Annotated in this window: 21 protein-coding genes and 1 pseudogene; 11 read left to right on the top strand and 11 right to left on the bottom strand. The window is 73.0% G+C overall.

Translation table 11 applies throughout. The features are described from left to right. Positions 1-30: 30 nt before the first annotated feature. Positions 31-1113 carry a hypothetical protein gene (locus ACZ60B_RS37625; RefSeq protein WP_469395333.1) on the bottom strand — a complete coding sequence of 361 codons (1083 nt, stop codon included), beginning with the start codon at positions 1111-1113 and terminating at the stop codon, positions 31-33. A 217-nt stretch (positions 1114-1330) separates the two neighbouring features. Here ACZ60B_RS37625 and ACZ60B_RS37620 point away from each other — a divergent pair, with 217 nt between their 5' ends. Together ACZ60B_RS37620 and ACZ60B_RS37615 are read left to right on the top strand one after the other, a co-directional pair. Then, complete coding sequence (locus tag ACZ60B_RS37620; RefSeq protein ID WP_469395331.1) at positions 1331-1963, top strand: hypothetical protein; 633 nt, start codon at positions 1331-1333, stop codon at positions 1961-1963. Between the two features lie 39 nt (positions 1964-2002). After that, entirely contained in the window at positions 2003-2734 is a 732-nt protein-coding gene (locus ACZ60B_RS37615) for a YcnI family copper-binding membrane protein (RefSeq protein WP_469395329.1), read from the top strand. 126 nt (positions 2735-2860) lie between these two features. On the opposite strand, the gene ACZ60B_RS37610 is transcribed toward ACZ60B_RS37615, so the two are convergent. Then, a complete protein-coding gene (locus ACZ60B_RS37610; RefSeq protein WP_469395327.1) occupies positions 2861-3628 on the bottom strand; it encodes a CDP-alcohol phosphatidyltransferase family protein in 768 nt (255 codons plus the stop codon). Positions 3629-3735: 107 nt separating this feature from the next. On the opposite strand from ACZ60B_RS37610, the gene ACZ60B_RS37605 reads away from it, so the two are divergent. From ACZ60B_RS37605 to ACZ60B_RS37585, 5 genes and pseudogenes are all read left to right on the top strand, one after another. After that, positions 3736-4716, top strand: a complete 981-nt coding sequence (locus tag ACZ60B_RS37605; RefSeq protein WP_469395324.1) for a zinc-dependent alcohol dehydrogenase — start codon at positions 3736-3738, stop codon at positions 4714-4716. Positions 4717-4830: 114 nt separating this feature from the next. Continuing rightward, on the top strand, positions 4831-5229 hold the full coding sequence (locus tag ACZ60B_RS37600) for a 6-pyruvoyl trahydropterin synthase family protein (RefSeq protein WP_152891032.1): 399 nt from the start codon (positions 4831-4833) through the stop codon (positions 5227-5229). Further along, positions 5226-6407, top strand: a complete 1182-nt coding sequence (locus ACZ60B_RS37595; RefSeq protein ID WP_469395322.1) for a glycosyltransferase family 4 protein — start codon at positions 5226-5228, stop codon at positions 6405-6407. Before ACZ60B_RS37600 ends, ACZ60B_RS37595 begins: the two co-directional genes overlap by 4 nt. Continuing rightward, positions 6404-7492, top strand: coding sequence for a class I SAM-dependent methyltransferase (locus ACZ60B_RS37590; protein WP_469395320.1), 1089 nt, complete (start codon positions 6404-6406; stop codon positions 7490-7492). The genes ACZ60B_RS37595 and ACZ60B_RS37590 overlap by 4 nt, the downstream gene beginning before the upstream one ends. Then, a pseudogene (locus ACZ60B_RS37585) lies at positions 7489-8649 on the top strand (lysylphosphatidylglycerol synthase transmembrane domain-containing protein); the annotation flags it as partial. The gene ACZ60B_RS37590 and the pseudogene ACZ60B_RS37585, both read left to right, overlap by 4 nt. Before the next feature lie 239 nt (positions 8650-8888). On the opposite strand, the gene ACZ60B_RS37580 reads toward ACZ60B_RS37585, so the two are convergent. Continuing rightward, complete coding sequence (locus ACZ60B_RS37580) at positions 8889-9710, bottom strand: creatininase family protein (RefSeq protein ID WP_469395318.1); 822 nt, start codon at positions 9708-9710, stop codon at positions 8889-8891. Between the two features lie 38 nt (positions 9711-9748). Between ACZ60B_RS37580 and ribA the strand changes: the two genes are divergently transcribed. Next, positions 9749-10408 (top strand): GTP cyclohydrolase II, encoded by a 660-nt coding sequence (ribA, locus tag ACZ60B_RS37575; RefSeq protein ID WP_384733798.1) that lies wholly within the window; start codon positions 9749-9751, stop codon positions 10406-10408. 169 nt (positions 10409-10577) lie between these two features. On the opposite strand, the gene ACZ60B_RS37570 is transcribed toward ribA, so the two are convergent. From ACZ60B_RS37570 to ACZ60B_RS37560, 3 genes are all read right to left on the bottom strand, one after another. Beyond that, positions 10578-11807: a serine hydrolase domain-containing protein gene (locus ACZ60B_RS37570; RefSeq protein WP_469395316.1), complete on the bottom strand. Its 1230-nt coding sequence runs from the start codon at positions 11805-11807 to the stop codon at positions 10578-10580. 66 nt (positions 11808-11873) lie between these two features. Next, positions 11874-13331: an MFS transporter gene (locus ACZ60B_RS37565; RefSeq protein WP_469395356.1), complete on the bottom strand. Its 1458-nt coding sequence runs from the start codon at positions 13329-13331 to the stop codon at positions 11874-11876. Positions 13332-13345: 14 nt separating this feature from the next. Then, the gene (locus tag ACZ60B_RS37560) at positions 13346-13954 is read right to left on the bottom strand and encodes a TetR/AcrR family transcriptional regulator (protein ID WP_469395314.1); all 609 of its coding nucleotides are present in this window, start codon (positions 13952-13954) and stop codon (positions 13346-13348) included. Positions 13955-14056: 102 nt separating this feature from the next. Here ACZ60B_RS37560 and ACZ60B_RS37555 point away from each other — a divergent pair, with 102 nt between their 5' ends. Then, the gene (locus ACZ60B_RS37555) at positions 14057-14494 is read left to right on the top strand and encodes a PPOX class F420-dependent oxidoreductase (protein ID WP_469395312.1); all 438 of its coding nucleotides are present in this window, start codon (positions 14057-14059) and stop codon (positions 14492-14494) included. Between the two features lie 19 nt (positions 14495-14513). On the opposite strand, the gene ACZ60B_RS37550 is transcribed toward ACZ60B_RS37555, so the two are convergent. Together ACZ60B_RS37550 and ACZ60B_RS37545 are read right to left on the bottom strand one after the other, a co-directional pair. Next, entirely contained in the window at positions 14514-15884 is a 1371-nt protein-coding gene (locus ACZ60B_RS37550) for an MFS transporter (protein WP_469395310.1), read from the bottom strand. Between the two features lie 223 nt (positions 15885-16107). Continuing rightward, a complete protein-coding gene (locus tag ACZ60B_RS37545) occupies positions 16108-16773 on the bottom strand; it encodes a TetR/AcrR family transcriptional regulator (protein WP_469395308.1) in 666 nt (221 codons plus the stop codon). Positions 16774-16935: 162 nt separating this feature from the next. On the opposite strand from ACZ60B_RS37545, the gene ACZ60B_RS37540 reads away from it, so the two are divergent. After that, positions 16936-17862, top strand: a complete 927-nt coding sequence (locus ACZ60B_RS37540; RefSeq protein ID WP_469395305.1) for a shikimate dehydrogenase — start codon at positions 16936-16938, stop codon at positions 17860-17862. A 21-nt stretch (positions 17863-17883) separates the two neighbouring features. Then, on the top strand, positions 17884-19680 hold the full coding sequence (locus ACZ60B_RS37535; protein ID WP_469395303.1) for a bifunctional sugar phosphate isomerase/epimerase/4-hydroxyphenylpyruvate dioxygenase family protein: 1797 nt from the start codon (positions 17884-17886) through the stop codon (positions 19678-19680). Here ACZ60B_RS37535 and ACZ60B_RS37530 read toward each other — a convergent pair. The 3 genes from ACZ60B_RS37530 to ACZ60B_RS37520 all read right to left on the bottom strand — a co-directional run. Continuing rightward, positions 19667-21130, bottom strand: a complete 1464-nt coding sequence (locus ACZ60B_RS37530) for a membrane-associated oxidoreductase (RefSeq protein ID WP_469395301.1) — start codon at positions 21128-21130, stop codon at positions 19667-19669. The two genes, ACZ60B_RS37535 and ACZ60B_RS37530, sit on opposite strands and share 14 nt — an antisense overlap. A 129-nt stretch (positions 21131-21259) precedes the next feature. Next, entirely contained in the window at positions 21260-22138 is an 879-nt protein-coding gene (gene gnd / locus ACZ60B_RS37525) for a phosphogluconate dehydrogenase (NAD(+)-dependent, decarboxylating) (RefSeq protein WP_469395299.1), read from the bottom strand. Positions 22139-22144: 6 nt separating this feature from the next. After that, on the bottom strand, positions 22145-22773 hold a 629-nt coding region (locus tag ACZ60B_RS37520; protein ID WP_469395297.1), incomplete at its 5' end, for a glucose-6-phosphate isomerase.

Raw genomic sequence — 22773 nt, 5'->3', positions numbered from 1 at the left:
GCCGGTCCGTCCGGCGGGCGAGCGGTCCGGTCAGCGGATCAGGACCAGTACGAGTATCGCGAGGGCGACGACCCCAGCCGCAATCACCGACGCCTTCCACCTGCCCTCGTCCGACAGTCGGCGTACGGTTCTGAGGCGTCCGTCAGTGCCCCGGAAGACGTAGAACTCCTGGTGGGGGGAGCCGGGCAGCCTCGCCGTGACGACCGTCAGACGCCTGAGGACGACCTGCCGTTCCCTCTCATCCTTCCCGCGTCGCAGCTGTGACTCAAGGGCGGTGCGCTGGTCGAGGGAGAGGTCGCCGGGGAGAGTGTCGTCCGTGTCGAGGAGATCCTCCCGCCAGCCGCCGGCGTCCAGTTCCGACCCGATTCGCCTGGGTCGTGGGACGGGGGGAGTTATGGTCTTGGACCGCCGGGTCCACGCGATCCGTCCCGCGGTCCAGGACGTCAGGTTCCCGTGTCCCTCGCATGTGGTGCACTTCACGGTGCCCGTACGGCTGCACGCTGAGCACGGGATGCGCCCGGTCGCCGCGCACTCCGGACACCTGACCTTCCCCCAGCCCCGGCAGCCGGGGCACGCGCTGTCGGGCGTGTGGCATCCCTCGCAGGTCACCCGTTCGTCAGGACGGCCGGACTTGCCCGGCTTCGGAGGCCTGGGCGGGGTGCTCGGCAGACCGCCGTGCTTGAGGTACTGCGTGCACATGGCGACGCCCTGGCAGACGGTGCACACCTGGGCGGGTTCGCACGGACGGTACGTCATGCCCCGGCAGTCGGCGCACTGCCTTCGGCCGTTGCCGCAGTCGCAGGAACGAAGGTGCACCGTGCCGCGTTTGACCAGGTCGAGCGGCCGGTCGAGCGGTGACTCGCCGGGACCGAGTTTGTAGTCCTTCAGCACGTCGTAGGTCGGCCGGTCCGAGAGGCCGACGGTTCCCGGCCGGTGCCGCGTCTGCTCGGTGCGGTCCTCGACGCGGCGGGTGATCGTGCCCTCGAGAAGGTGTGAGCGGGTGAGCCGGAGGTCCTCGAGGGCCGGAGCGGGGTGTTTCCTCCGGCCGAAGCGCGTCAGGTGCGCGTCGATCGCCGCACGTATCTCCTCGTCGGACGGATCGTCTGCCGCCACGGCGTCACTCTCCCCAGTCGATCCCCTCCCGCCCACGTACGGGGCGGAACCGGTGCCGAGCGGAACAAGTGTGGCGGGAGCGGGTCGGCGGCAAAAGGGCGCAGAGACGGCGCGGGGACGAGCGAGCCGTCGTCGGCCCGGTCGGGAGAGCGATCGCGCACCGGGTTGAGCCGTTCGCCCCGTCGGGCTCTACCGCCGCGTGGGAGGATCGCTGACCATGAGTGCGTCCCCGGCCATACGGAGCCTGCGTGCCGCGGTTTTCGCCGCGGTGTGTGTGCTGCTGGCCGTGGCCGGGCACGGGCTCGGCACCGGGGACGTGCCGCCGCTGTGGGCGGACGGTGTCGGGTTCCTCGCCGTCTTCGCGGCCGGCTGGCTGCTCGGCGGCCGGGAACGGTCCCTGCGGGGCATCACCGCGGCCATGCTCGCCGTCCAGGCCGGACTGCACTCCGCGTTCTCCCGGACCACCACCACGGCCGACCCGGTCATGCGGATGAGCCGTGCGCAGATGACCCATGTGCACATGGCCCATATGCACATGGCCGGCCGGATGCCCGGCCCCACAGGCACCCACCCGCACACCATGACCCCGCACGCGGTCGTCGCGCATGTGCTCGCCGCGCTCGTCGCCTCCTGGTGGCTGCGGCGCGGGGAGGCCGCCCTGTGGTCGTTGCTGCGGCGGGCGGTCGCGCTGCTCCCCGGACTCGCGGCCTGGTGGGGCGGCCCGCCGGCGCCCTTCCTCCGGGCCGCGGCTGATTGTGCGGTGGCGGACGCCGTACCGCCGCGGACGCTGCTGCTCCGGCACGCGATGAGCCGCCGGGGGCCGCCCACCCGGATCCCGTACACCGTCTGACCCCATCGACTTCACTCCCGTACGGAGATCCGCTCACCCATGTCCACGACCCGCACCACCACCCTGCGCCGCGCCGGTCTCGGCGCCGTGCTCGCCGCCGCCGGAGTCCTGGCGGCGGCCGGTGCCGCCTCCGCGCACGTCACCGTCCATCCCGAGAGCTACGCCAAGGGCGCCACCGACGGCCTCCTGACCTTCCGTGTCCCCAACGAGGACGACTCCGTCAGCACCACGAAGGTGCAGGTGTACCTGCCGACCGACCATCCCGTCCTCGGTGTGCTGGTCCGTCCGCACGACGGCTGGACGCCGAAGGTGACCACCACCAAGCTCAGGACGCCGGTCAGGACCGACGACGGCACCATCACCGAGGCCGTCTCCGAGATCACCTGGACCGGCGGGAAGATCGGAGCGGGAGGGTTCGAGGACTTCGACGTCGCTTTCGGTCAACTGCCGGACGACACGGACGCGTTGACGTTCAAGGCGCTCCAGACCTACTCCGACGGCAAGGTCGTCCGCTGGATCGAGCAGGCCGAGGAGGGCGCGGACGAGCCGGAGAACCCGGCGCCTGTGGTCAAGCTCACGGCGGGCGACGAGAGCGGCGCGGCCCCGGCCGCGAAGGGCTCCGCGCCGACGGCCCCCGACAGCACCGCCGAGGCCGCCTCCGACAGTGACTCCACCGCGCGCGGTCTGGGCATCGCCGGTCTGGTCGTGGGCGCGCTCGGGCTGGCGGCGGCGGCCTTCGCGGTCGTACGCACGCGCTCCGCGCGCCCGTAGCGACGAGCAGCGACGAACGCAGAACGCAGAACGCCGAAGGGCCCGGACCACCAGCGGTGGTCCGGGCCCTTCGGCCGTCCGTTCGTCCGGGGGTGCCGACGGACGGGCGGACGGGCGGTCGTACGGTCAGTGCGCGGCCAGTTCCAGCACCTTCTGCTCGGCGTGGGCGGTCCGCTCGGGCCGGCGGGAGGTCGCCCACAGCCACAGCACGTCACGGCCGAACGACCACACCAGCAGCGCCAGCGCCAGCAGCGCCACCCCGAAGTCGGCCGCGTACGGCAGGAGTCCGGAGCCCGCCAGCAGCAACAGGACGCCCTGGAGCGCGGCGACGGTCTTGCGGGCGGTGCTCGGCGGCAGCGCGTTGTTCAGCCACGGCCACACCCGGGCGGCGGCGACGAAGGCGTAGCGCATACCGCCGATGAGCAGCACCCAGGGGCCGAGCTCCATGGAGACGTAGACGCTGAGCACCAGGATCAGGAACGCGTCGACCTCCATGTCGAAGCGGGCGCCCAGCGCGGTCGACGTGCCGGTGCGGCGGGCCACCTTGCCGTCGACGCCGTCCAGGATCAGGGCCACGGCGGTCAGGCCGACCAGGAGGGTGACCGGCGGCGTGCTCTCGAAGGAGTCGGCGACCAGCGCGGTCACTCCGCCGACCAGGGTCGCGCGACCGAGGGTGACCCGGTTGGCGGGGCCGAAGGAACGCAGTCCGGAGCGGTGCAGGGCGCGGGAGAGCACCGCCCAGGTCGCGATCGCGAACGTCAGGCCGGTCACCCAGCCCGCCGGGCCCATCCCGATCGCCGTGCCGAGCAGGGCCAGCAACAGGATCTGTACGCCCGCTCCCACAGCGGTCTCCTGCTGGACCAGCCTTGCGTCGTAAGTGTTGTTCAGGGCCACCGCACATCCTCCGGCCGAGTGACAGAGTCGATCAACGCCGCGTACTGTGCGCGGCCTGTGCACATCTCGGTACGTGAACAACGTGTCGATCGTTCAGGAGGATGCCGATGAACCGTTCCGCCCGCGCCTTCTGGCTCCGCTCACCGGGTCACGGCGAGGTCCGTGAACTCACCCTTCCGGAGCCCGCCGAGGACGAGGTGGTGGTGCGGTCGCTGTGGTCCGGGATCAGCCGCGGCACGGAGACGCTGGTCTTCCGCGGCGGTGTCCCGGCCAGTCAGCACGCCGTCATGAGGGCGCCGTTCCAGGAGGGCGACTTCCCCGGCCCGGTCAAGTACGGCTACCTCAACGTCGGCGTCGTGGAGGAGGGACCCGATGAGCTGATCGGCCGTACGGTCTTCTGCCTCTACCCGCATCAGACGCGTTACGTCGTTCCGGTGAGCGCCGTGACCGTGGTGCCGGACGGCGTGCCCGCCGAGCGGGCCGTGCTCGCCGGCACGGTGGAGACGGCCGTGAACGCGCTCTGGGACGCGGCCCCCCTGGTCGGCGACCGGATCGCCGTGGTCGGCGGCGGCATGATCGGCTGCTCGGTGGCCGCCCTGCTCGCCCGCTTCCCGGGCGTGCGCGTGCAACTCGTCGACGCCGACCCGGCGCGCGCCGCGGTGGCCGAGGCGCTCGGCGTCGGCTTCGCGACCCCCGAGAACGCCCTCGGCGAGTGCGACCTCGTCGTGCACGCCAGCGCCACCGAACAGGGCCTCGCCCGGTCCCTGGAACTGCTTCGCGCCGAGGGCACGGTCATCGAGCTGAGCTGGTACGGGGACCGCAAGGTCGCCCTGCCGCTCGGCGAGGCGTTCCACTCCCGTCGGCTCACCGTCCGCGGCAGCCAGGTCGGCACCGTCTCCCCGGCCCGCGCGAACCGCAGTTACGCCGACCGGCTCGCCCTCGCCCTGGACCTCCTCGCCGATCCGGCGCTGGACGCGCTGGTCACCGGCGAGTCCGCCTTCGAGGACCTGCCGGAGGTGATGCCGAGGCTCGCCTCGGGGGAGATCCCGGCGCTCTGCCACCGCGTGCGGTACGACAAGAGCGCCTGACCTCAGAAAAGAGTGAGAGACGGCTGAACACGGGGAAGCGAAGAGCCGTACTACACGGCATCCCCGGCGCGCTTCGGCCGGGGACCAGACGCGCCGCACCTGGAGGGTCGTCCGTTGTTCAGTGTCACCGTCCGCGATCACATCATGATCGCCCACAGCTTCCGCGGTGAGGTCTTCGGACCCGCGCAGCGCCTGCACGGAGCTACGTTCCTGGTGGACGCCACCTTCCGGCGCGAGGAGCTGGACGACGACAACATCGTCGTCGACATCGGCCTGGCCACCCAGGAACTCGGTGCCATCACCAGCGAGCTGAACTTCAGAAACCTCGACAACGAGCCGGACTTCGCGGGGATCAACACCTCGACGGAGTTCCTGGCCAAGGTCGTCGCCGACCGCCTGGCCGAGCGGGTCCACCTGGGCGCGCTCGGCGAGGGCGCCCGGGGCCTGACGGGCATCTCCGTCACCCTGCACGAGTCGCACGTCGCGTGGGCGAGTTACGAGCGTGCCCTGTGACCGACACGACCGTCGGGCACACGCCCCTCGCCTATGTGCCCGCACAGACCGCGGCCCGGAAGAACGGCGAGATCATCCCCATGTCCCTGCGCTCCGTGCACTTCGTGCTGCCGGGCGGTGTCGACGACCCGGCCGCGCCCAGCGGCGGCAACGCCTACGACCGGCGGGTCAGTCTGGACCTGCCCGGTTTCGGCTGGCAGGTCCACCAGCACGCCGTGCCCGGCAGCTGGCCCCGCCCCGGCGCCGCCGCCCGTACCGAACTGGCGCGCACGCTGAACCAGCTGCCCGACGGATCGGTGGTCCTGCTGGACGGGATCGTCGCCTGCGGTGTCCCCGAGATCATCGTCCCGGAGGCCGAACGCCTGCGGCTCGCCGTCCTCGTACACCTCCCGCTCGGTGACGAGACCGGTCTCGCCGCCGAGGTGGCCGCCGACCTGGACGCCCGCGAGCGCACGGTGCTGCGGGCGGTGTCCGCGGTCGTCGCCACCAGCGACTGGGCGGTCCGCCGCCTGGTCTCGCACCACGGCCTCGCCCCCGACCGGGTCCATGCCGCCGCCCCCGGCGCCGACATCGCCCCCCTCGCCTCCGGCACCGACGGCGTCTCCCGGCTGCTGTGCGTCGCCGCGGTCACCCCGCGCAAGGGGCAGCACCGGCTGGTCGAGGCGCTCGCCGCGGCGGCCGACCTGCCGTGGAGCTGCGTGTGCGTCGGCGGGCTGGGCCAGGACCCCGAGTACGTCGCCCATCTGCGGAACCTGATCCGCGAGCACGGCCTGGAGGACCGGCTGCACCTCGCCGGACCGCAGGCCGGAGCCGAACTCGACGCCAGCTACGCGGCCGCCGACCTGATGGTCCTCACCTCCTACGCCGAGACGTACGGCATGGCGGTCACGGAGGCCCTCGCGCGCGGCATCCCGGTGCTGGCGACCGACGTCGGCGGCCTCCCGGAGGCCGTGGGCCGCGCCCCCGACGGCGGCGTCCCCGGCATCCTCGTCCCGCCGGAGGACCCCGCCGCGCTCGCCGCCGAACTGCGCGGCTGGTTCGGCGAGGCGGACGTACGGCGCCGTCTCAAGGCCGCGGCCCGCGGCCGCCGGGCCGCCCTCGGCGGCTGGGCGGCGACCGCCAAGACCCTCGCCGGTGTACTGGGCCGGCTCCCGAGCGAACCCCGGAGGGCGGCATGAGGAAGACGACGGCCACACCTGCGGACCTGGCGCGGCGCGTGCAGGTCATCCCCCCGCAGCCCGGCCCACGGGAGGCGGCGGACACGGTGGAAGCGATCGGTACGGGAGCTGTAGTGGACGCAACGGGCGTGACGGACGAGGTGACCGCGACGGACGCGGTGATCGGGACGGACGCGGTGATCGCGGGTGCCGGGCCGGTCGGCCGGTCCGAGGAGCGGGCCACCGTACGACTGCGGGAGAGCGGCCCCGACGAACCGCCGCGCTACGCCCCCGAGTGGCTGGAGCTGCGCGAGGGCGCCGACGCCGCGGCGCGGTCGCTGGACCTGCTGGACCCGCTGCGCGTACGGCTCGCCAACCTGCCCGGCCGGGCCGGGTCCGTCATCCACGACCTGGGCTGCGGCACCGGCTCGATGGGCCGCTGGCTCGCCCCCCGTCTCGACGGCGCCCAGCACTGGGTCCTGCACGACCGCGACCCCTACCTGCTGCACTTCGCCGCCGTGGCCTCCCCGCGGTCGGCCGCCGACGGCAGCCGGGTCACCGTCGAGACGCGGCGCGGCGATGTCGCCCGGCTGACCCCGGACGCCCTGGCCGGCGCCTCGCTGGTGACGGCCTCGGCCCTGCTGGACGTCCTCACCCGCGAGGAGGTCGACACCCTGGCCGCGGCCTGCGCGGGCGCCGGGTGCCCGGCGCTGCTGACGCTCTCCGTCGCCGGGCGCGTCGAACTCACCCCCGCCGACCCGCTGGACGCGGAGATCACCGCCGCCTTCAACGCCCACCAGCGGCGCGACGGGCTGCTCGGTCCCGACGCCGTCACGGTCGCCTGCGAGGCCTTCTCCGCGCACGGCGCGACGGTGAAGCTGCACCCGAGCGCCTGGCGGCTCGGCCCCGACGAGCGCGCGCTGACCGCCCAGTGGCTGCGCGGCTGGGTCGGTGCCGCCGTCGAGGAACGCCCCGAACTCGCCGAACGCGCCGAGGCCTACCTCGCGGACCGGCTCGCCGCCTGCGCGGCCGGCGAGCTGACCGTCGTCGTCCACCACAGCGACCTGCTGGCACTGGCCCGGCCGACAGGCGGAGCGGCGTCATGACCGCGGAGACGGCGGGCGCGGTCGTGCCCGCGGTGGCACGACCGGTGCCGCGGACCGGCGCGGGCCGTCCGGCGACCCGGGCCGCCGGGGCCCGGGCCCGTACCGGTGCGATCGGGTCCGAGGGCCGCGACGCTGCCGACCGGGCCGACTCGGCCGTACGCGGCGAGCAGCCCGTACGCGCCGAAGCGGCCGTGGCCGGCGAGCGGTCCGGGTCCGCCGACCCCGTACGGGCCGAGCGCGCCGCCGCGGCGGACGCCTCCGCGTCCGCCGTCTCCGAGTCCGTCGTCTCCGCGCCCGCCGTCTCCGCGAAGCGTTCCCGGGCCGTCCTCGCCCGGTTCGACTCCCGGGCGGTGCGCACCCATCTGGGCACCGTCGTCGGAGTCGCCATCCTGGCCGTCCTGCTGTGGCGGCTGGGCACCGGTGTCTTCCTGGACGGACTGCGGCGGATCGACGCGGTCACCCTGCTGGTGTCGGTCGCCATCGGCGCGGTCACCACGGTGTTCAGCGCGTGGCGCTGGGCACTGGTCGCCCGGGGCCTGCGGATCCACCTGCCGCTCGGCCCGGCGATCGCCGACTACTACCGCGCGCTCTTCCTGAACGCCGCCCTGCCCGGCGGCGTCCTCGGCGATGTCCACCGGGCCGTCCACCACGGACGCAGCGCCGGTGACATCGGGCGCGGGGTGCGGGCGGTGGTGCTGGAGCGGGTCGCCGGGCAGATCGCGCTCACCGTGGCGGGCGTAACGGTCCTGCTGGCGCTGCCGTCCCCGGTCATGGCCGACGTCCGGCACCTCGCGCCGCTCGTCGGCCTCGGCCTGCTGGGCGCGCTGGCCGTCTTCGCCGCCCTGCGGTTGAACCGTGCCCCCGCGCAGTCGCGTCGCGGGCGGGCGCTGCGCGCGACGCTCGCCGAGGCCCGGGAGGGACTGCTGTCCCGGCGCAACGGGCCGGGTGTCGCGCTGTCCTCGGCGGTCGTGCTGGCGGGCCACCTGACGATGTTCGTGCTGGCCGCCCGGGTGACCGGGTCCGGCGCGTCCGTCCTGGTGCTGCTGCCGCTGGCCGTGCTCGCCCTGGTCGCCATGGGCCTGCCGCTGAACGTCGGCGGCTTCGGTCCCCGCGAGGGCGTCACGGTCTGGGCGTTCGGCGCCGCCGGGCTCGGCGCGAGCAACGGGCTGGCCGTCGCCGTCGTGTACGGGGTGCTCAGCTTCGTCGCCGCCCTGCCGGGCGCGCTGGTGCTGGTCGTGCGCTGGTACCAGGGCGTGCGGGCGGGCGGCGGCACGGCCGTGGCGGACGCGTCCGCCGAACCCGTCGCACCGGACGGGCCGGCCGGGTCCGCCACGGCGGAAGCCGCGGCCGGAACCGTCGTACCGGAACCGGCCGCCGGCCGCACACCCGACGAGCACTACCGTCCGGCGGCCGCCCCCGAGTCGGTGCCCGAGACCTCGCCGGAGTCCGCGCCGGAGTCCGCGGCATCGCGTCCGGTGAGCAGTGAGAAATACGCGCCGAAGGAATCGGTGAGGGCGGCCAGCAACGCCTTTCCCTTTTCCGCGGAACCGAGGGACGGACGCCCGATGACACCGGAATCGGTATAGGCGGACATTCCCGTGGTGAGGAGATGACGACGGTCGTCCGCGACGAAATCGGCGGACTCGTAACCAGGACGGATCAATTCGGGATGAGCGTGCAGCAGGACGGAGGTCTCGATTTCTCCCGCGTGCATGTCGGTCAGCAACGAGGTCTGCACCCCGGCCCGCTCCCGGGCCGCCTCCCAGTCCTCCGCGGCCGGGAACAGCGCCATCCGCTCACCGCGCGCGGAGGCCTCCTGGACGACGTTGCCCAGCACGTAGTTGCCGCCGTGACCGTTGACCACCACCAGGACCTCGACGCCCGACCGGCGCAGCGACTCGGCGATGTCCCGCACCACCGTGTGCAGGGTGGCCGCGGAGATGCTGACGGTCCCCGGCCAGGCGGCGTGCTCGTGCGAACAGGAGATCGTCACCGGCGGAAGGAGGTGCACCGGGTACGCCTCGGCGATGTCCCGGGCCACGGCACAGGCGATCAGGGTGTCGGTCGCCAGCGGCAGGTACGGACCGTGCTGCTCGAAGCTGCCGACGGGAAGGACGGCTACCTGTGTTGAGCCGCCCGCCCCCCGCGTCCGTACGTCTTCCGTAGTGTCCGTCGGCACCAAGCCGTATGCCGCGGCACGCGCGCCCGAACCACTCATTTCTTCACGGCCTTTCGTCTCTGCTTAGGAATCAGATCATGACAGACAACATCGGCGTACTCGGCAAGAAGTCCGCGCAGCGCACGGGCGTGGAACGCGTTGTGAATGCTCCGCTGCCCACCGTGTACGGGAAATTCCAGGCGATCGGTTACATGGACCACGACCGCGGCGACGAGCAAGTGGCCCTGGTCTACGGCGACATCGGCGCCGAGGGCGTGCTCACCCGGCTGCACTCGGAGTGCCTGACCGGCGACGCGTTCGGCTCCCAGCACTGCGAGTGCGGCGACCAGCTCGCCGCCGCGCTGCGTGCCGTGGTCGCCGAAGGCAGCGGCATAGTCGTCTACTTGAGGGGTCACGAGGGCCGCGGCATCGGCCTGCTCGGCAAGCTGCGCGCGATGGCCCTGCAGGCGGAGGGGCTGGACACGGTGGAGGCGAACCTCGCGCTGGGCCTGCCGGTGGACGCCCGCGACTACGGGGTGGCCGCCGGGATCCTGAACGACCTCGGGGTGCGTTCCGTCCGCCTGATGTCCAACAACCCGCGCAAGCGTGAGGACCTGGTGCGGCACGGCATCCAGGTCGCCGAGACGGTGCCGCTGCTGATCCCGCCGTGCGAGAACAACATCACCTATCTCAGGACCAAGCGGGAGCGTCTCGACCACGTGCTGCCGCACCTCGACGCGGTGGCGCACTGGTCCTGACCGCGTTCCACGCGGCGTCCGGACGCGCCGGCGCCAGCGACAACGCCGGCGCCAGCGACAACGAAGGCTCCGGCGACAGTGAAGGCTCCGGCGAAAGCGTCGGCGACAGTGTCGGCAACGGCCCCGGCTCATCCCATGCCGGGGCCGCCCGCCGAGAGGAGCCGCGTCGTCAGTGCGCGGCGGCCTCGTGCACCAGCCGCTTCAGGTCCTGGTAGAGCGCGTGCGAGGACCGCGGGCGCACCTGGGTCAGGAACTGCACGCTCAGGTCGCGGCTCGGGTCGACCCAGAACGTCGTCGTGGCCACCCCGCTCCAGCCGTACATGCCGAGGCCGGTCGAGGCCTTGGTCCGGGCCGGGTCGATGACCACGGAGACGCCCAGACCGAAGCCGACGCCCTCGTTGCCCGGCTCGTCGTGGGCCGGGCGGCTGCCGAAGGTCCGCATGTCGACGCCGCCGGGGAGCTGATTGCTCGTCATGAGGTCCACGGTGTCTGCGGAGAGCAGCCGGACGCCGTCGAGTTCCCCGCGGCGGCGCAGCAGTTCGGTGAACCGGTGCACGTCGTACGCGCTCGCCACCATGCCCCCGCTGCCGGACAGGAACCGGGGCCGTCCGCGCAGCGGCAGCCCGGCGATCGGCTCGATGCCGCCGTCGCCGGTCTCGCCGTACAGCTCCGCCAGCCGCCCCGCCCGGTCCGCGGGGACGCAGAACCCGGCGTCCGTCATCCCCAGCGGGCCGAAGACCCGCTCGGCGAGGAAGACGTCGAGCGGCTGCCCCGACACGACCTCGATCACCCGGCCCAGCACATTGGTGGCGACCGAGTAGTTCCACTCGGTGCCCGGCTCGAACTGCAACGGCAGGCTCGCGTACACGTCGATCGTCTCCGCCAGGTCCGCGCCCGCCGGCACCGACGACTCCAGACCGGCCGCCCGGTAGAGGGCGTCCACCGGGTGCGAGCGGTAGAAGGCGAAGGTCAGACCCGCCGTGTGGGTGAGCAGATGACGGACCAGGATCGGCCCGTCGGCGGGCCGGGTGCGCATCGCGTCGCCGGACCCGTCGACGTACACCTGCGGGTCGGCGAAGGCGGGCAGATGACGGGCGACCGGGTCGTCGAGCGACAGCCGGCCCTCCTCCATCAGCAGCAGCGCGGCGACGGTGGTGACCGGCTTGGTCATCGAGTAGATCCGGTACAGCGTGTCGGACTCGACGGGCAGACCGGCGGCGAGGTCGCGGTGACCGTAGGTGGTGAGGTGGGCGACCCGGCCGCCGCGGGAGATCGCCACGAGGTAGCCCGGCAGCCGGCCCTCCTCGACCTGCTGGACGAAGTGCCGGTCGAGCCGGTCCAGTGCCTCGGGATCCAGTCCGACCTCACCCGGGTCGACCTCTTGTCGCAGCTGTGCCATCGTTCTCCTCCGGTCGCGCGCGTACGAGGTGCCGTCGGGCATACCCGGCCTCGACCACCTCGTTCCTCATGGTCGCGCAGGTATACGTGAACCGGACCCGTCGGTGCGATGTTCGGCCGGTGTCGTGACGGAACACACGGGCAGCGCCCGGCCCACGACCGCCCCCGCCACGGCCACGACCGCGAGGACGGGCAGCGGCGCGCGGCTCCCGCCGAGCGCCATGCACGTGGTGGCCACGGCCGTGCCGAGCACCGGCCCGACGTTCATCGCGGTCTGCTGGAGCCCGCCCGCCACCCCGGCCGACTCGACCGGCGCCCGGCGCACGACGACATGGGTGCCCGCCACCATCAGCGTGCCGAACCCGGCGCCCAGCAGCGCGAAGCCGGCGCACAGCGCGGGGGCCCCGGTGGCCCGCCACAGCAGCAGGATCCCCGACGCGAGGACGACCGCCGCCGCCATGGTCGTACGCCGGGCGCCGCAGCGGCGCAGCAGTACGGCGCAGGCGGGCGCTGCCGCCACCATCAGCGCGGCCAGCGGCAGGCTGACCAGGGCGCTGTGGAACGGGTCGAGACCGAGGTCGTACTGGAGGCGGTAGACGCAGGCGAACAACGTGCCGTGCAGCGCGGCCGACGCGGCCACCAGCACGCCGAGGGCCGCCGCGACGGCGGGCGCACCGACGACGGCCGGCGGGACCAAGGGGTCCGAGGCCCTGCGCTCGTGGCGGACGAAGGCGGCCGCGGCGACGGCGGACACGGCCAGGCCCGGTCCGGCGGCCGCCGTCCAGCCGGACTCCGGCAGTGCGACGAGGGAGTGGACCAGGCAGGCGAGGCAGACCGCGAGCAGCAGGGCGCCGGGCAGATCCAGGCGTCTCGGCGTGACCGGACCGGAGGGCGCGGTCGGCGAGGCCGGTGCGAGCGGTGGGGCGCACGCGGGGCGCGGCCGGTCGTGGACGGTGAGCGCGAGCGTGCCGAACAACAGCGCGGGCAGGACGTTCACGAAGAACACCGCCCGCCAGCCCACGGCGGTCACCAGTGCCCCGCCGACGACCGGTCCCGCGGCGGCCGCCAGAGCGATCGCGGCCGTGCGTACGGCGATGGGCAGCCGGAGCCGGTCGGGCGGGAACGCGGCCCGCAGCATCCCCAGGGTGGCCGGTTGCAGCAGAGCGCCGAACACCCCCTGGGCGACCCGCAGTCCGATCACCCAGCCGATGCCGGGTGCCAGGCCGATGCCGGCCGACACGGCCCCGAACCCGAGCATCCCGACGCCGAAGGCACGCCGGTGTCCGTAGCGGTCGCCGAGCCGCCCGGCGAACACCAGCAGACCGGCGACGGCGATGAGATAACCGGTGCCGGTCCACTGGACCTGCGCGAAGGAGGCGTCCAACTGCCTTTGCAGCGTGGGCTGCGCGACGGTGAGGACGGTGCCGTCCAGGGCGACGATCGCGGCCCCCGCCACACTTCCGGCGAAGGCGATCCGGCGGCCGACGGGAGTCGGCGGGAGGACGGCCGGGGGAGGGGAGTCCAGGGGCCGGACGGGTTTCACGCGGGGGCCTCCGGTCCGAGGTGCGCGTCGAGCGCGGCCCGCAACATCGGGGTGAAGTCCGCCGATCCGGTGGCGAGTTGCAGGCTGCCCCAGCTCCAGAGCTGGGCGACGCCGTGCAGGTTCGCCCACAGCGCGCCCGCCACGGTCGGGGCGTGCGCGTCCGGCCGGACCCGGCCGACCAGATCCACCAGGACGCCGAAGAGCGGAAGGCTGGTGTCGCGCAGCCCCAGATGCCCGCTCTCCAGCAGATCGTGACGGAACATCAGCTCGTACATCCCCTGGTTGCCGAGGGCGAACTCCAGGTAGACCCGGCCGAGCCCGGTCAGCTGCGCCCGCGCGGCGGCGGCCGGCTCCTCCCCGGTTCCGGCGACCTCCCCGAGGGCCGTCGTCGCCCTGTCCGCGAGCTCGGCGAAGCCGCGGCGCGCGATGGCCGACAGCAGCTCCAGATGGGTGGGGAAGTGGCGGCGCGGGGCGCCGTGCGAGACACCGGCCCGACGGGCGATCTCGCGCAGGGTGAGCGCCTGGGCGCCTTCCCTGGCGACGAGCTCGACACCGACGTCGACCAGGCGGTCCCGCAGTCCCGCAGAAGGTTCCGTCGTAGACATAGACACTGTCTACCAGACGTCCGTGGACAGTGTCTGTCATCGAGGTCGGCGAGCTCGCCCGGACCGGGAATTCCCGCACCGGAGAGTTCCGTTGTCCATGTCATGACTCAGGACGCGACGCAGGACGCACTTCTGAAGCTGCTCTCCGAGGGCCACGGCGGGGTGCTGGTCACCCTCAAGGGCGACGGACGCCCCCAGCTGTCGAACGTCAACCACGCCTACTACCCCGACGAGCGGATCGTCCGGGTCTCGCTGACCGACGACCGGGCCAAGACCCGCAATCTGCGCCGGGACCCGCGCGCTTCGTACCACGTGACCAGCGACGACCGGTGGGCCTACGCGGTCGCCGAGGGCACGGCCGAGCTGTCGCCCGTGGCGAAGGACCCCCATGACGACACGGTGGAGGAGCTCGTGCGCCTCTACCGTGACGTCCAGGGCGAGCACCCCGACTGGGACGACTACCGGGCGGCCATGGTCCGCGACGGCCGGCTCGTGCTGCGGCTGCGGGTCGAGCGGGCCTACGGGATTCCCCGGGCGTAGGCCCGCCCGGGCAATCCAGTCAGGCCGTCACCGACTCCGTCTCGGTCTCCGGCTGTGACGTCCGGGCCGCCGGGCGTGCGCCGAGAAGTTCCGCCGGTACCCGGTGGGTCTCGCGGGCCGTCAGGGCGGCGATCACCGGCGGGACGCACAGGGCGGCGGTGAACAGGCCCACCGACGACCAGTCGTCGCCGTCCGGTCCGGCGATCTGCGCGGCGAAGGTGACCGCGAACCCGGCCACGGCGAAGCCGATCTGGGTGCCGATCGCCATGCCGGACAGCCGGACCCGGGTGGAGAACATCTCGCCGTAGAAGGAGGGCCACACGCCGTTCGCGGCGCTGTAGACGACTCCGAAGGCGAGGACGCCCAGCAGCAGGATCAGCGGGTAGGAGCCCGTGGAGATCGCCCACAGGTAGAGGAACATCGTCACCGCGCTGCCGGCGGCGCCGACGAGGTAGACCGGGCGGCGGCCGATCCGGTCGGACAGCGTGGCCCACAGCGGGATCGCGGCCAGCGCGACGAGGTTGGCGAGCGCGCCCACCCACAGCATGGCGGAGCGGCTCATCCCGACCGCGTCGCTGGTCGCGTACGCCAGCGCCCACACCGTGAAGATGGTGCTGACCGAGGCGATCAGCGCGCCCGCGATCACCCGCAGCACGTCCGCCCGGTGCTCGCGCAGCAGCACCGCCAGCGGCAGCTTCGCGACGCCCTCCTCGGCGGCCTGCCGGGTGAAGGCGGGCGTCTCCTCGAGCCGGTGCCGGATGACGAAGCCGACGACGGCGACCGCGACGCTCAGCCAGAACGGCAGCCGCCAGCCCCAGGACAGCAGTTGGTCCTCGGGCAGCGCGGCGACCGGGATGAAGACGAGGGTGGCGATCAGCTGTCCGCCCTGGGTGCCGCCGAGGGTGAAGCTGGTGAAGAAGCCCCGCCGGCCGGGCGGTGCGTGTTCCAGCGTCATCGAGCTGGCGCTGGCCTGCTCGCCCGCCGCCGAGATGCCCTGGAGCACGCGGCACAGCACCAGCAGGACGGGGGCCAGGGTGCCGACCTGGGCGCGGGTGGGCAGACAGCCGATGAGGAACGTCGACAGGCCCATCAGCAGCAGGGTGAAGACCATGATCTTCTTGCGGCCGAGCCGGTCGCCGAAGTGGCCGAGGAAGAGCGCGCCGACCGGCCGGGCGGCGTAGGCGACGCCGAAGGTGGCCAGGGACAGGAGGGTCGCGGTCGCCGGGTCGGACTCGTCGAAGAAGACCTTCGGGAAGATCAGCGCGGCCGCGCTGCCGTAGATGAAGAAGTCGTAGTACTCCAGGGCGCTGCCGATCCAGGCGGCTGCCGCCGCCTTCGTCGGCTGGCCGACGGGCGCGGTGGGGTCGCTGGGTGCGACGGGGACGGACACGGCTTGCTCCTTCGGGGGGCCTCCACCGTGGGTGGAGTGGGCGACGGGGGAGAAGTGCCGGTTCCCTGGGGTGACGGGTCGGCTGCACCGGGCGCTACCCGGTTAATTAACCCACTGGATAGTTAGTAGCGGTTGGCTACGGATGTTGCTGCCGCGTTTCCCGGGTGTCAAGAGGTCGTGCCGAAGGAACTCGGCCGGCCGACTCGGCCGGCCGAGCCGGCGTTCAGTCCGTCGTGCGGTCCGCGGTCAGGTAGGCGATCACCATGTCGCCGAGCATGGCGCGGTAGTGCTCGCGGCGGGCCGGGTCGGTCAGGTCGCGGCCGAACAGGGCGCCGAAGGTGTGCCGGTTGGCGACCCGGAAGAAGCAGAAGGAGCTGATCATGGCGTGCAGGTCGACGGCGTCCACGTCGGCCGTGAACAGACCGGACTCCTGGCCCGAGGCCAGGATGCGGCGGATCACGTCGAGGGCGGGCGAGCCGATCTTCGCGAGCCGCTCCGAGGCCGCGATGTGCTCGGCCCCGTGGATGTTCTCGATGCTGACCAGGCGGATGAAGTCCGGGTGCTGCTCGTGGTGGTCGAGGGTGAGCTCGGCCAGCCGCCGGATGGCCGCCACCGGGTCCAGGTGCTCGACGTCCAGCTCCTGCTCGGCCTCGCGGATCACCCCGTAGGCCCGCTCCAGGACGGCCGTGAACAGCTGGTCCTTGCCGCCGAAGTAGTAGTAGATCATCCGCTTGGTGGTGCGGGTGCGGGCGGCGATCTCGTCGACACGGGCGCCGTCGTAGCCGGCGCGGGCGAACTCCTGGGTGGCGACGTCGAGGATCTCGGCCTGGGTGCGGGCGGCGTCACGGATGCGCCCGTTGGGTCGTGCCGGTTCGTCGACGCTGGTCATCGGGTTCCTTCGGGCGTAGGGCCAGTGCCGGTGATTCTAGAAGCAGTCACCGGCGCTGCCTCGGGGGTCTTCCCGGGATCTCCTTCGGCTGATATAGGTAACGTACTAGTTCGTACATTAGCGTCAGCTTCTCGTGACCCGCAGCCGTTCAGGAGGTCCCCCGTGACCAAGGACTCGAAGGACTCGTATCTCGTCGGACTGATCGGTTCCGGCATCGGGCCCTCGCTCAGCCCCGCCCTGCACGAGCGGGAGGCCGACCGGCGGGGGCTGCGCTACCTCTACCGGCTGATCGACATCGACACCCTCGGGGTGTCCCCCGAGGCGGTGGGGGAGCTGTTGCGGGCGGCGCGCGACCTGGGCTTCGACGGGCTCAACATCACCCACCCGTGCAAGCAGCTCGTCATCCCCCACCTCGACGCGCTCGCCCCGCAGGCCGAGGCGCTCGGCGCGGTCAACACCGTCGTCCTCGAGGACGGCCGCGCGGTCGGACACAACACCGACGTCACCGGTTTCGCCGCGTCCTTCGCGCGCGGACTGCCCGACGTCCCGCTGGAGCGGGTCGTACAGCTGGGCGCCGGGGGCGCGGGCGCCGCCGTCGCGCACGCCGCCCTCACCCTCGGCGCCGGGCGGGTCACGGTCGTCGACGCGTTGCCCGAGCGGGCGGCCGCGCTCGCCGGCTCCCTCTCCCGCCACTTCGGCCCCGGCCGGGCCGCCTCCGCCACCCCGGACCGACTGCCGGACCTGCTCGCCCGGGCAGACGGAGTCGTCCACGCGACCCCCACCGGCATGGCCGCCCACCCCGGTCTCCCCTTCCCCGCCGCACTCCTGCGCCCCGGCCTCTGGGTCGCCGAGGTGGTCTACCGCCCGGTCGACACCGAGCTGCTGCGCACCGCCCGCGCGCTCGGCTGCCAGACCCTCGACGGGGCCGGGATGGCCGCCTTCCAGGCCGTGGACGCCTTCCGTCTGTTCACCGGACGGGAACCCGACAGCGCGCGGATGCTCGCGGACATCGCGGAACTGGCCGGAGCCGGAGCCGGAGCCGGAGCGGGAGCCGGAGCGGGCGCGAGCGTCGCGCGGACCCCGAAGTAGACAGCAGAGAGAGGTACCGCCGTGCGTACGTCCATAGCCACCGTCTCCCTCAGCGGATCCCTCACCGAGAAGCTCACGGCCGCCGCCCGCGCCGGCTTCGACGGTGTCGAGATCTTCGAGAACGACCTGCTCGCCAGCCCCCTCGCCCCCGAGGGGATCCGCACCCGCTGCGCCGACCTCGGCCTCACCGTCGACCTCTACCAGCCGATGCGCGACATCGAGGGCGTGCCCGAGGAGGAGTTCGCCCGCAATCTGCGCCGCGCCCGGCACAAGTTCGAGCTGATGCGCAGGCTCGGCACCGACACGGTCCTCGTCTGCTCCAGCGTCTCGCCCCGCGCCGAGGACGACGACGCCCTCGCCGCCGCCCAGCTCGGCCGGCTCGCCGACCTCGCCCAGGACTTCGGCGTCCGCGTCGCCTACGAGGCGCTCGCCTGGGGCCGGCACGTCAGCACGTACGACCACGCCTGGCGCATCGTCGAGGCGGCCGGGCACCCGGCGCTGGGGACCTGCCTGGACAGCTTCCACATCCTGTCCCGGGGCTCCGACCCGAAGGGCATCGAGAGCATCCCCGGCGAGAAGATCTTCTTCCTCCAGCTCGCCGACGCCCCCCTCCTGGCCATGGACGTCCTGCAGTGGAGCCGTCACTACCGCTGCTTCCCCGGCCAGGGCGGCTTCGACGTCGCCGGGCTCGTCCGGCACGTGCTGCGCACCGGCTACGACGGCCCGCTCTCGCTGGAGGTCTTCAACGACGTCTTCCGGCAGGCCGACGCGGGCCCGACGGCGGTGGACGCCCAGCGCTCCCTGCGCGTCCTCCAGGAGACCGTCGGCCTGAGCACCCCGCCCGCCCCGGTCGTGCCCACCGGGGTCGCGTTCGCCGAACTGCTCACCCCGGACGCCGAACCGGTCGCGGCGCTGCTCACCGCCCTCGGCTTCGCCCGCACCGCCCGGCACCGCGGCAAACCCGTCGACCTGTGGCAGCAGGGCGAGGCCCGCCTCCTGGTCAACACCGGGCCGGCCGCCCGCCGTGACGGCACCGTCCTCGCCGCGATCGGCCTGGAGTCACCCGACCCGGCCGGTGCCGCCCGGCGCGCCGAGGCGCTGCTGGCCCCCGTGCTGCCCCGCCGGCGCGCCCCGCACGACGCCCCGCTCGACGCGGTCGCCGCCCCCGACGGCACGGAACTGTTCTTCTGCGCCACCGGCCGCCCCGGACACCCCGACTGGCGGGCCGACTTCACGGACACCGGAGACGGGACGGCGGGTATCGGCGTCACCCGCGTCGACCACCTCGCCCTGACCCAGCCCTGGCACCACTTCGACGAGGCGGCGCTCTTCCACCGCAGCGTCCTCGGTCTCCAGGCGCAGGACAGCGTGGACGTCGCCGACCCCTACGGCCTCTTCCGCAGCCGCGCCGTCACCGACCCCGACGGCAGCGTCCGTATCGCACTCGCCGTCGGCCCGGCTCCCGCGCAGGAGGAGGTCCGCGCCCAGCACATCGCGCTGGCCACCCCCGACCTGGTCGCCACCGCCCGCCGCTTCCGCGCGGCAGGCGGCCGTCCGCTGCCCGTCCCCGCGAACTACTACGAGGACCTCGCCGCCCGCTACGACCTCTCCGACGAGGACCTCGACACCTATCGGGACCTGGGCATCCTCTACGACCGCGACGAGCACGGCGTGTTCCGCCACTGCTACACCCACACCGTCGGCCGCGTCTTCTTCGAACTGGTCCAGCGCGACGGCGGCTACCGCGGCTACGGCGCCCAGAACGCCCCCGTACGCCTGGCCGCGCAGCACGCGGCACGGCGGCTCACTGGCGGCTGACGGTTCTGCTCACCCCGGCGAACACCGTGGTGGCCAGCACCCAGCCGGCGATGACCAGTGCGTACGACAGCGTCTGGTACCAGCCGTCCGGTGCGAACGCGTCCTCCTGCCCGAAGGAGATCACCGGGAGCAGCAGGTCGAGCGTGTAGAACACCGGGCTGAAGTGCGGTGCCTCGGACGCCTTGAGCGGGCGCGGATGGTGCAGGCCGTACGCGAGGGAGCCGGCCGCCAGCAGCGACAGCAGCCATACGGCGGCGCGCAGCGGGTGGAAGCCGTAGCCCACGGTGGCGTCCTGGACGTATCCCCACAGCCTGCCGTGGAAGGCGCGGGTGCCGCGGAGGCGGCGCTGCTTGGCGAGTTGCACGAGCCGGGCCGCGTGGTCGTCGCCGACGCGACGGTAGGCGGCCGTCAACTGCTCGTAGGCGTAAGGGACGTAGCCGTCGGCGTCGCGCTCCAGCATCGGCAGCCGGCGCTCGGCCGGCTCGTGCGGGGTGAGGGCGCCGTAGGTGAGATTGTTCAGCAGCACCTCCCCCGGCACGGATTCAGGTTCAAAGCTCAGGACCTCGATGTGGGAGCGGCGCAGATGGAGGACGCCCTCGATCGGCGCGCACCGGTGGAGCCACAGTTCCCCGATGACGCAGCTGCTGGCCCGCAGGGCGGTGCCGCCCGGGGTGGCCAGGTCGGCCCGCGTCAGGTCGAGGCGGCCGACGATCCGGGCGCCACGCAGGTCCACCGTGCCGCGGGCGCGCAGCCGCCTGGCCCGGACGTCCGCGTGGACGTCCAGCGTCTGCGCGCTCAGGGCGGTGCCGCCGGGGTTGTCGAACACGGCGCCTTCGAGGGTGACCGATCCGTCGACCTTGGCGCCGTCGAGGTGGGCTCCGCCCTGCGCGCGCAGTCCGGGGGCCCACAGATCGTCCCCGATCAACGACTGGTTGAGCTGGAGCACCGGCTCCGTGCCCTCCCGCGCGGTGAGTTCGGCCCGCTCCAGGAACAGGGCCGCCGCTATCTGGACGCCGCCCAGGCGCAGCGGTCCGCGCAGCCGGCAGTCCGTCAGTCGCAGCACGCCGTCGACTCGGGCACTGCCCATGCTCAGTCCGGGCAGGACCGAGCCGCGCAGGCTGAGCTGGCGCAGCCGGCTGCCGTAGAGGTCGGGGGCCTCGGTGAAGTGGCAGTGGGTGAGCCGCACCGGATGGTCGATCACCGCGTACGTCAGGTTCAGCGCCCCGGTGATCCGGGCGCCGGAGACCTTGAGGGACGGTATCTCCCCCTCTTCCCGCGGCGCGCGGATCAGCAGTGCCTTGAGCGCCGCGGCCCGCAGGGTGCGTTCCGGTCCCCAGGTGTCCCCGCCTGCCGCGTCCTCGTCCGGCACGGCCCGGAAGTCCACCGGCTCGCCGCGGGCGAACGCCTGCCACACCCGTCGTTCCGCCGCCGTCAGATCACTGGTCTCCATCAGCGGGGACTCTGACGTGCCCGGTGCCGGGTGTCAACCAACTACCCTGCGGGCCCGGTCCGTTCACCGAACGGACCGGGCCCGCGGGCATTCGCCCGGGCCGGGTGCGACACTCCGCCGCGACCGGGCCTACTTCGCCGACTCGACCGCGTGGCCGCCGAACTGGTTGCGCAGCGCGGCGATCATCTTCATCTGCGGCGAGTCCTCCTGACGGGAGGCGAACCGGGCGAACAGCGAGGCCGTGATCGCGGGCAGCGGCACCGCGTTGTCGATGGCCGCCTCGACGGTCCAGCGGCCCTCGCCGGAGTCCTCCGCGTAGCCGCGCAGCTTCTCCAGGTGCTCGTCCTCGTCGAGGGCGTTCACCGCGAGGTCGAGCAGCCAGGACCGGATGACCGTGCCGTCCTGCCAGGAGCGGAAGACCTCGCGCACGTCCGTGACGGAGTCGACCTTCTCCAGCAGCTCCCAGCCCTCGGCGTAGGCCTGCATCATGGCGTACTCGATGCCGTTGTGGACCATCTTGGAGAAGTGGCCGGCGCCGACCTTGCCCGCGTGGACATAGCCGTACGGGCCCTCGGGCTTGAGCGACTCGAAGATCGGCTGGAGCCGGTCCACGTGCTCCTTGTCGCCGCCGACCATCAGGGCGTAGCCGTTCTCCAGGCCCCACACACCGCCGGAGACGCCCGCGTCGACGAAGCCGATGCCCTTGGCGCCGAGCTCGCGGGCGTGCTTCTCGTCGTCCGTCCAGCGGGAGTTGCCGCCGTCGACGACCGTGTCGCCGGCCTCCAGCAGACCGCCGAGCTCGTCGACGACCGACTGGGTGGCGGCGCCGGCCGGGACCATCACCCAGACGACGCGCGGCGCCTGGAGCCCCTCGACCAGTTCGGCCAGGCTGCTCACGTCGGTGACGTCGGGGTTGCGGTCGTAGCCGATGACGGTGTGGCCCGCGCGGCGGATCCGCTCGCGCATGTTGCCGCCCATCTTGCCGAGACCGATGAGACCGAGCTGCATGTCAGTTCACTTCCTGAGAGTGCGGTAGGCGGCGACGAGGGCGGTGGTGGAGGGGTCGAGGCCGGGGACCTCGGCGCCCTCGGTCAGGGCCGGTTCGACGCGCTTGGCGAGGACCTTGCCGAGCTCCACGCCCCACTGGTCGAAGGAGTCGATGTTCCAGACCGCGCCCTGGACGAACACCTTGTGCTCGTAGAGGGCGATGAGCTGGCCGAGGACCGAGGGGGTCAGCTCGCGCGCCAGGATCGTGGTGGTGGGCCGGTCGCCGCGGAACGTCTTGTGCGCCACCAGCTCCTCGGGCACGCCCTCCGCCCGTACCTCCTCCGGCGTCTTGCCGAAGGCCAGCGCCTGGGTCTGGGCGAAGAAGTTGGCCATCAACAGGTCGTGCTGCGCCTTGAGTTCATCGCTCAGCTCACCGACGGGACGGGCGAAGCCGATGAAGTCGGCCGGGATCAGCTTGGTGCCCTGGTGCAGCAACTGGTAGTAGGCGTGCTGCCCGTTGGTGCCCGGCGTGCCCCAGACGACCGGCCCGGTCTGCCAGTCCACCGGGTTGCCGTCGCGGTCCACCGACTTGCCGTTGGACTCCATGTCCAACTGCTGGAGATAGGCGGTGAACTTGGAGAGGTAGTGCGAGTAGG

This window comes from Streptomyces sp. NPDC104096 (assembly GCF_055584385.1).
Note: the sequence above shows the minus strand (reverse complement) of the source record. Positions and strands in the feature narration are given on the sequence as shown.